Origin of the sequence: Intrasporangium sp. (assembly GCF_039812505.1) — a bacterium.
Taxonomy (GTDB): domain Bacteria; phylum Actinomycetota; class Actinomycetes; order Actinomycetales; family Dermatophilaceae; genus Intrasporangium_A.
Window position 1 is genome coordinate 1 of record NZ_JBDIAQ010000157.1, and the last position, 8,121, is coordinate 8,121.

7 protein-coding genes and 1 tRNA gene are annotated in these 8,121 nt (G+C 72.1%); 3 read left to right on the forward strand and 5 right to left on the reverse strand.

The genetic code is table 11. From position 1 onward, the window contains the following. Positions 1-1,362, reverse strand: a 1,362-nt coding sequence (locus WMI84_RS15430) for a cystathionine beta-synthase (RefSeq protein WP_347354663.1), incomplete at its 3' end; no start/stop codon positions are given. A 254-nt stretch (positions 1,363-1,616) separates the two neighbouring features. Between WMI84_RS15430 and WMI84_RS15435 the strand changes: the two genes are divergently transcribed. After that, positions 1,617-2,762, forward strand: a complete 1,146-nt coding sequence (locus WMI84_RS15435) for an SGNH/GDSL hydrolase family protein (protein ID WP_347354664.1) — start codon at positions 1,617-1,619, stop codon at positions 2,760-2,762. 39 nt (positions 2,763-2,801) lie between these two features. Here the strand turns inward: WMI84_RS15435 and WMI84_RS15440 are convergent, their stop codons facing one another. Next, positions 2,802-3,563, reverse strand: a complete 762-nt coding sequence (locus WMI84_RS15440; RefSeq protein ID WP_347354665.1) for a hypothetical protein — start codon at positions 3,561-3,563, stop codon at positions 2,802-2,804. Between the two features lie 255 nt (positions 3,564-3,818). Between WMI84_RS15440 and WMI84_RS15445 the strand changes: the two genes are divergently transcribed. Continuing rightward, positions 3,819-5,042: an acetyl-CoA C-acetyltransferase gene (locus WMI84_RS15445; RefSeq protein ID WP_347354666.1), complete on the forward strand. Its 1,224-nt coding sequence runs from the start codon at positions 3,819-3,821 to the stop codon at positions 5,040-5,042. A 99-nt stretch (positions 5,043-5,141) separates the two neighbouring features. On the opposite strand, the gene WMI84_RS15450 is transcribed toward WMI84_RS15445, so the two are convergent. Then, on the reverse strand, positions 5,142-5,492 hold the full coding sequence (locus WMI84_RS15450; RefSeq protein ID WP_347354667.1) for a hypothetical protein: 351 nt from the start codon (positions 5,490-5,492) through the stop codon (positions 5,142-5,144). Further along, the gene (locus WMI84_RS15455; protein ID WP_347354668.1) at positions 5,489-6,355 is read right to left on the reverse strand and encodes a Bax inhibitor-1/YccA family protein; all 867 of its coding nucleotides are present in this window, start codon (positions 6,353-6,355) and stop codon (positions 5,489-5,491) included. The genes WMI84_RS15450 and WMI84_RS15455 overlap by 4 nt, the downstream gene beginning before the upstream one ends. Before the next feature lie 112 nt (positions 6,356-6,467). On the opposite strand from WMI84_RS15455, the gene WMI84_RS15460 reads away from it, so the two are divergent. Next, positions 6,468-6,541: transfer RNA gene (locus tag WMI84_RS15460), tRNA-Leu, on the forward strand. Between the two features lie 26 nt (positions 6,542-6,567). Here the strand turns inward: WMI84_RS15460 and WMI84_RS15465 are convergent. After that, entirely contained in the window at positions 6,568-7,926 is a 1,359-nt protein-coding gene (locus WMI84_RS15465; RefSeq protein ID WP_347354669.1) for a glycosyltransferase family 4 protein, read from the reverse strand. Between the last annotated feature and the right edge of the window lie 195 nt (positions 7,927-8,121).

Sequence of the window (8,121 nt, forward strand, 5' to 3'; positions counted from 1 at the left end):
CAGGAACCCCAGCAGGTCGGCTCTGGTCAGCACCCCCACCGGCTTGCCGTCCGCGACGACGAGCACGGCGTCATACTCCTCGAGCGCCGCGCGGGCGGCCGACACCGGCTCGCCCGAGCCGACGAGCGGCAGGCCCGGCCCCATGTGCTTCTCGACCGAGTCGGCCAGGTGGGCGCGCCCGGTGAAGAGGGCTTCGAGCAGGTCCCGCTCGCTCACCGACCCGGCGACCTCGCCGGACGTGACGGGCGGCTCGGCCTTGACGACCGGCATCTGCGAGACGCCGTACTCGCGCAGGATCTGCACGGCGTCGCGGATCGTCTCGTTCGGGTGGGTGTGCACGAGGGCCGGCATGTCCCCCGACTTCGAGCGCAGCACGTCGCCGACGGACTGCTCGCCGTGCTCGTGCAGGAACCCGTACGAGGCCATCCACTCGTCGTTGAAGATCTTCGACAGGTAGCCACGCCCGGAGTCGGGCAGCAGCACCACGACGACGGCGTCCTCGGGCAGGCCGGCCGCGACGCGCAGCGCGGCCACGACCGCCATGCCGCACGACCCCCCGACGAGCAGGCCCTCCTCGCGGGCCAGCCGCCGGGTCATCTCGAACGAGTCGGCGTCGCTGACCGCGATCACGTCGTCGACGACCGACGGGTCGTAGGCGCCCGGCCAGAAGTCCTCGCCGACGCCCTCGACGAGGTACGGCCGCCCGGTGCCGCCGGAGAAGACCGAGCCCTCGGGGTCGGCGGCGACGACCCGCACCGCGCCGTCGGAGACCTCCTTGAGGTAGCGACCGGTCCCGCTGATCGTGCCGCCCGTGCCGGCTCCGGCCACGAAGTGGGTCACCCGGCCGTCCGTGTCGGCCCAGATCTCCGGCCCGGTCGAGTGGTAGTGGCTGTTCGGGCCCTCCGGGTTGTAGTACTGGTTCGGCTTCCAGGCGCCCTCGATCTCCTTCACGAGCCGGTCGGACACGCTGTAGTACGAGTCGGGGTGGTCGGGCGGGACGGAGGTCGGGCACACCACGACCTCGGCGCCGTACGCCGTGAGCACGTCCCGCTTGTCCTGGCTCACCTTGTCGGGGCACACGAAGACGCACCTGTAGCCGCGCCGCTGCGCGATCAGCGCCAGGCCGACCCCGGTGTTGCCGCTGGTCGGCTCGACGATCGTGCCGCCCGGCCGCAGCAGCCCCTCGCGCTCGGCGGCGTCGATCATCCGCAGCGCGATCCGGTCCTTGACCGACCCCCCGGGGTTGAAGTACTCGACCTTCGCCAGCACCGTGCAGGCCACCCCGGCGTCCTTGGTCACGACGTTGAGCCTGACGAGCGGGGTGTTCCCGACGAGGTCTGCGATGTGCTCGGCGTACTTCACGCTGTCATCCTTGCAGACGCTCCGGCTCCCTCCCAGCTCGTCCGGTATGCCGCCCACCGGCCTTTCCGTCGCAGCCCCGCTTCCCTGCGGCGCGGGCTCCCGGCCGGGACCTGGCGCCCGCCCGACCCGCACTCGAGGCCCGCTCGGCGAGAGGAGACGGGAGCGGGCCGCAGACGCCCGCACCAGGCCCTACCGCGCGTTACCGTGAGAGCAACGACAGGTTCACGGACCGGTTCGAGGCGAGAGGAACGCGAATGGGTCGGGCACGGCGCGCGCGGCGGGTCGCGCAGCAGGCCGTCTACGGCGGTGGGGGTGCAGCCGCGGCACTCGGCGCTCTCGGGCTGGCCGGCTACGGCGTGCTGCGCATCGAGGCCCTGCTGGCCAAGCGCATCGTCGGATCACCGTTCGACGGGTCACCGGACGACAACGGCACCTACGGCTACGGGCCGGGCGACCCGGTGCGGTTCGTCATGCTCGGCGACTCGACCGCCGCCGGGATGGGCGCCGCGCACCGCGAGCAGACCGTGGGCGCGACCATCGCCAACGGGGTCGCGGCCCTGTCCGGCCGACCGGTGGAGCTGACCAACGTCGCGGTCGTCGGGGCCGAGTCGCCCCAGCTCGGCGACCAGGTGGTGCGGGCCCTCGAGCTGGTCCCGCACCCCGACGTCGCCGTGATCTCCATCGGTGCCAACGACGTCACCCACCGCAACGACCGCTCCGCCGCGGTCCGGCACCTCGAGATGGCCGTCAGCCGGCTGCGCGGGACGGGGGCCGAGGTGGTCGTGGCGACCTGCCCCGACCTCGGCGCGGTCGAGCCGCTCCCGCAGCCGCTGAAGCTGCTCGCGCGGCGCTGGTCGCGCGACCTCGCCGCGGCGCAGACCGTCGCGGTCGTGGAGGCGGGCGGCCGGGCCGTCTCGGTGGGCAACCTGCTCGGCCCGAGCTTCATGCGCGACCCGAAGGTGATGTTCAGCGAGGACCGCTTCCACCCGTCGCCGGCCGGCTATGCCCGGCTCGCCGCGGCCCTGCTGCCCTCGGTCGTGGCCGCCCTCGGGCTGCTGGACGAGCCGGCGGCCGTGCCGGACTCGCCGCACATCCGGCACGGCGAGGGCGTCGGGCCGCTCGCCGTCGCCGCGACCAAGGCCGTCCGGCACCCCGGCAGCGAGGTCGGCCCGGCGGAGGTCAGCGGGGAGTCCCGCGGTCCGCACGGCCGCTGGGCGGTCCTGCTCCATCGCGTGCTGGCGCCGGTGCCGCAGCTGCGGGGCGGACCGGAGGCGTCGAACGGCTCGGCCGGGACCACCTCGGGCCGGGGCGACGAGCCACCGGCGGACCCGGCCGGCGAGCAGCCGGACCCGGGGCCGGCGCCCGACCCGACGCCCCTGCGTGGTCACCCGGCCCGCTGAGCACGTTCGGCTCGGGCTCCTCGAGTGCGACGACCCGGGCTACTTCAGCCCGACGACCTCATCGGGCGGCGGGGCCTTGATGTCGAGCTCCTCGCCCCACTGCGAGAAGGTCAGCTGTAGCGGCTTCTCCTTCGGGCCGACGATGCGGACCAGCTGCATCGAGTCCTTGGCGACGTAGAGCGCGCCGTTCTGCGCGCCGGACGGGCCGGTCAGCACCCAGCAGTCGACGCCGTCGACCGTCTCGGAGCCCACGCGGCCGTTCAGCCCGCTGGCGTCGAGCGAGCCGAACGACTTTTCCACCAGGGACCTGAGGCTGAAGCTCTGCGCCAGGTCGCCCACGCTGGCGGCCGGTGCCTTGACGAACTTGTCGCCGGCCGCCTGGACCAGCTTGGCGAAGCCGAGCGCCTTCCAGCCGGTCGCGTCGGCCTGCAGGTAGACGTCGCCGCCCACGGCGATCAGGTGGACGTTGCCCAGGCCGTGCTGCGTCAGGCGCAGGTCGAGGGTCTTGCCGTCGGCGGCACCCTGCCAGGAGATCTTCGTCGTCGCGCCGTCGCGGTCGAACTCACCCGTGACGACGGCCGAGGTTGCGGCCAGCGCGTTCGACTTGGCCCGGTCGAAGATCTCGGCCGGCTTCGGCGGCTGCGTGTCGGTGGTGGGCGCCGGGGTGGTGCCGGTGCTCGAGGTCGCCACGGTCTGGCCATCCGGTGTGGCCGGGCTCTCGGACCGCGAGCAGGCCGTGACGCTCGCCGTGATGGCCAAGGCGCTGGCGAGCGCGGAGGCACGCCGGATCGTCGGGTTCATCGCTCCCCTGTCCTGGGCGCACCGCGGCGGGGGCGCCGTCCTGGCCCTACCGCGATGGTGGGGCGTCCGTCCCGATCACCCTAACCGCTGACTGCCTCGGCCCCGGACCAACCCGGCACACCGAGCGCGTCGCCCCCGGTCGGGCCGTCCCGTCGGGGACCCGCTCCACAGGCGAGCACTACCGCCTCGGGAGGTGGGCGGCATACCATCTGGTCAGGGTGAGCGCCCGCTTACCCAGCTCATCGAGGAGGACCCGTGCCCGAAGCCGTCATCGTCTCCACCGCTCGCTCGCCGTTCGGGAGGGCCTTCAAGGGGAGCCTGAAGGACGTCCGCCCCGACGACCTGGCCACGACCGTCATCCAGGCCGCGCTGGACAAGGTGCCCGAGCTCGACAAGAGCCTGGTCGAGGACATCTACCTCGGCTGCGCGGAGCCGTGCGGCCGGCACGGCTCGAACATGGCCCGCGTGGTGGCGACGCTGCTCGGTCTCGACAACACCCCGGGCGCCACCGTCAACCGATTCTGCGCGAGCTCGGCGCAGACCACACGGATGGCCTTCCACGCGATCAAGGCGGGCGAGGGCGACATCTTCGTGTCGGCCGGGGTCGAGTGCGTCTCGCAGTACCTCGACTGGTCCGGTGCCGGTGGGGCGAAGGCGGACGTGCAGAACCCGCGGTTCGCCGACGCGCAGGAGCGCAGCGCGAAGATGGCGCAGACGAACGAGACGTGGACCGACCCGCGCGAGAACGGCGCGCTGCCCGACATCTACATCGCCATGGGCCAGACGGCCGAGAACGTCGCGACCGCCTACGGGATCGGTCGCGAGCGGCAGGACGAGTGGGGGGTGACCTCGCAGAACCGCTGCGAGGCCGCCATCGGCCGGGGCTTCTTCGACTGGGAGATCACCCCGATCACCACGCCGAGCGGCACGGTCGTGACCAAGGACGACGGGCCGCGCCCGGGCGTCACGCTCGAGGCGGTCCGGGCACTGAACCCGGCCTTCCGCGAGAACGGCACCGTGACCGCCGGCAACTGCTGCCCGCTGAACGACGGCGCCGCCGCCCTGGTGGTCATGAGCGACACGAAGGCCAGGGAGCTCGGCCTGACCCCGCTCGCCCGGGTCGTGGCGACCGCGGCGACGGCCCTGTCACCTGAGATCATGGGGCTCGGCCCGATCGAGGCCAGCCGGCTGGCCCTCAAGCGGGCCGGCATGACGATCGGCGACCTGGACATCTACGAGATCAACGAGGCGTTCGCCGCGCAGGTCCTGGCCTCGGCGGACGCGCTCGGCATGGACCACGACAAGCTCAACGTCAACGGCGGCGCGATCGCGATCGGCCACCCGTTCGGCGCGACCGGGGCCCGGATCACCGGCACGATCATCAACGCGCTGCGCGAGCGCGACCAGCAGCTCGGCCTGATGACGATGTGCGTCGGCGGTGGCCAGGGCATGGCGGTGATCTTCGAGCGGCTCTCCTGAGGCGCTCCCTGCGTCTCGAACCGACCCCCCGAACGGACCGTTCGGGTTCGAACCGGCTGGTCCACCGGCCCGTTCGGACTCCGACGGTCCGTTCGGCGGTCAGCCCCGTTGCGCGAGGGACTTCCGGATGCCGCTCAGCTCGCCGGTGAGGTCGGTGACCCGGGCGACCGGCCGGGTCACCCCGGGCGGGATCGCGGCGAAGGCGGCGCAGTGGTCGTGCACCATCACGGCGAGCTGGTCCATCACGACCGCTGGCCCGAGGTCGGGCACCGGCGCCGTGGCCCGGCCGCGCGAGCGCGCCACGTCGTCGGCGAGCCGCTGGACGAGGGCGGCGACCGGCGGCATACAGCGCAGCGCGTGGTCGAGCGGCAGCTGGTGCCACCGCTCGACCACGCGCGTCAGCTCTGCCGAGACCTCCTGCGGGACAGGCGACCCCGGCTGGGGGTTCATTCGCGCAGGCGGGCGAAGAGCCGGACGAACTCGATGTAGAGCCACACGACCGAGACGATCAGGCCGTGGGCGAGCAGCCACGAGTACTTGCTGGGAGCGCCCGACCGGACGGCCTGGTCGATCGAGTCGAAGTCGATGGCCAGCGAGTACGCCGCCAGGCCGGTGCCGAGCAGCGACAGGATGATGCCGAGACCGCCGCTGCCGCCGAAGCCCCAGCCACCGAGGACGCCGAACATCTGCAGGACGAACTGGAGCAGCAGGAAGATCATGTACCCGCCGGCGGCGATCATGAACATCCGCCGGGCCCGGCTGGTGACCTTGATGATGCCCGTCGCGTAGCCGGCGTACATCGCGGCGAAGGTGCAGACCGTCGCGAGGACGGCCATGAGCACGACGCCCTGGTACTTCTCGACCGAGTTGATCGCGTAGCTGAAGGCGCCCAGGAAGACGCCCTCGACGACCGCGTACAGCACGATGAGCGGGACCACGACCCGCTTCATGAACGCGATGGCGAGCCCGAGGACGAGGCCGAGGATCATGCCGCCGAGCCAGAGCGGGCTGGCGAGCGACGGCGTCTGGTCGACCATGAACCAGGTGACCCCGCCCGCGGCGACGAGCAGGACGAACAGGCCCAGGCTCTTCATGACGACGTCGTCGAGCGTGACCCGGCCGGTGTCGACCGGCCCGGCGCTCTGGCGGGCGTACATCTCGTTGAGCTGCTCGGCCGAGAGCGTCTGCTGGGCGGCGTACCCTGCGCTGGCGGCCTGGCCGCGCTGGTGGGGCGGCGGGGCGTTGAAGCCGGCGTACCGCTCCTTCTCTATCTGCTTGTTGAGCCGGTCGAAGACCGGGTTTCCACCTGCCATGTGTTGCGTGCCTCCCCGACACTTGGGGCCACCCGTCGTGGCGACTGTCACCACCCTAAACGGTCGAGCCGACACCGGGTGTTCCCGGCGGATCGGCATACTTGGTGGGCACGCCCCCGTAGCCCAATCGGCAGAGGCAGGCGACTTAAAATCGCTCGAGTGAGGGTTCGAGTCCCTCCGGGGGTACCTGGCCGATGGGCCGCGGCCGGCGCCTATGACGCGGAGCTGCCGGCCACCGGCGTCGCCGGAAGCGCGGACCGCTCGACGATGAACCGGCCGAGCTCGGCCTCGTCGCTGAGGTCGACGTACCGCTTGCCACGCGGGTCGAGCTCCTCGAGCGCTCCCTCACTCGGCGGCTCGGGTGTCCGCTCGGTCCCGGTCAGCTCGTCGAACACCGAGACGTAGCCGCGGGCCTGGGCCGACCAGTCGAGGTCGTCGGCCACCCGACGGCGGCCGGCCAGCCCGAGACGAAGGCGCAGGCCGTCGTCGTCGAGGAGCCGCTCGACCTGGTCGGCGAAGCCCGAGACGTCGCCGGACTCCGCGTACAGCACCGCGTCGCCACCGGTCACCCGGGTCTCGACCAGGTCGAACGAGACGCAGGGCAGGCAGTAGGCCATGTACTCCATCGTCTTGTTCATCGTGGACAGGTCGTTGAGCGGGGTCTTCAGGTCGGGCCCGACGCCGACGTCGGCCACGCTGAGGTGGTCGGCGATCATGCCCTTGTCGGCCCGACCGGTGAACGTGACCACCTTGTCGAGGTCGAGCTCGGTGCACCGGCGGCGCAGGTCGTCATAGCAGTCGCCGAAGCCGAGCAGCCAGGCGTGCACGTCCTCGCGGCCGCGCTTGTGGACCAGCTCGTCCATGACGTCGAGAACGGTCTCCACCCCGTCCTGCGGCCCCATGATGCCCAGGTAGGCCAGCACGAACCGGGCCGGCTTTCGGCTCGCCAGCTCGGAGTAGACGGGGCGCATGACCCGGGTGTCGGGGCAGCTGCGCACCACGGTCACGTCCTCAGGGCGCCGGTCGCCCCGGCGTACCGCAACCGACTTGTAGGACTCGTTCGTCGAGGTGACCCGGTCGGCGGTGCGGAAGGTCATCCGCTCGAGCCAGAGCAGGCCGCGGTACTGCAGGCGCTGGGCCCGGGTCTTCGGCTGACCGAAGCGGGACAGGAACAGCTCCGGGTTGAGGTCGTGGTGGTCGAAGACGAAGCGGACCCCACGGGAGCGCCACAGCCTGGCCAGCGCCCAGTAGGTGTCGGGCGGGTTGCAGGCCTGCATGACCTGGAACGGCTGCCGGCGCCACACCTTGACCGAGAGCCGGGCCGTCTGCAGCCACGAGTAGCCGAACTCGACGGCGTACCCGGGCAGGCCCTCGGCCTGGGGAGCAGGCCGGTACTTGTAGATGTGCACCCCGTCGATGACCTCGTAGGCCGGGTCGCCCGGCCCCTGCGGGCAGATGACGCTCACCTCGTAGCCGCGCTCGCGCAGGGCCTGGCACTCGAGCCACACCCTTCGGTCGAGCGGTACGGGCAGGTTCTGGACGATGATCAGGACGTGCCTCTGGTCAACCACGCTCAAATCCTCACATGCCGGACTCGGTGCCGTCTCGGGAACCGGCCCTTGCTGCCAGCCCGACCGGCTCGTGACCCCCTCACCTGACCATCACCCGGACCGCCGGAGCGATGCGAGCCGGAGCTTGGCCTGGGAGTAGCCGTCCTTGCCGAGCAGCCGCAGGCCCGCACGCCGCGCGCCCGCCCGGAGCCCGTC

Excerpts from the sequence above, each read along its gene's own strand:
- WMI84_RS15435 (WP_347354664.1), top strand. The coding sequence starts at position 1,617 with ATGGGTCGGGCACGGCGCGCGCGGCGGGTCGCGCAGCAGGCCGTCTAC.
- WMI84_RS15440 (WP_347354665.1), bottom strand. The coding sequence starts at position 3,563 with ATGAACCCGACGATCCGGCGTGCCTCCGCGCTCGCCAGCGCCTTGGCC.
- WMI84_RS15450 (WP_347354667.1), bottom strand. The coding sequence starts at position 5,492 with ATGAACCCCCAGCCGGGGTCGCCTGTCCCGCAGGAGGTCTCGGCAGAG.
- WMI84_RS15455 (WP_347354668.1), bottom strand. The coding sequence starts at position 6,355 with ATGGCAGGTGGAAACCCGGTCTTCGACCGGCTCAACAAGCAGATAGAG.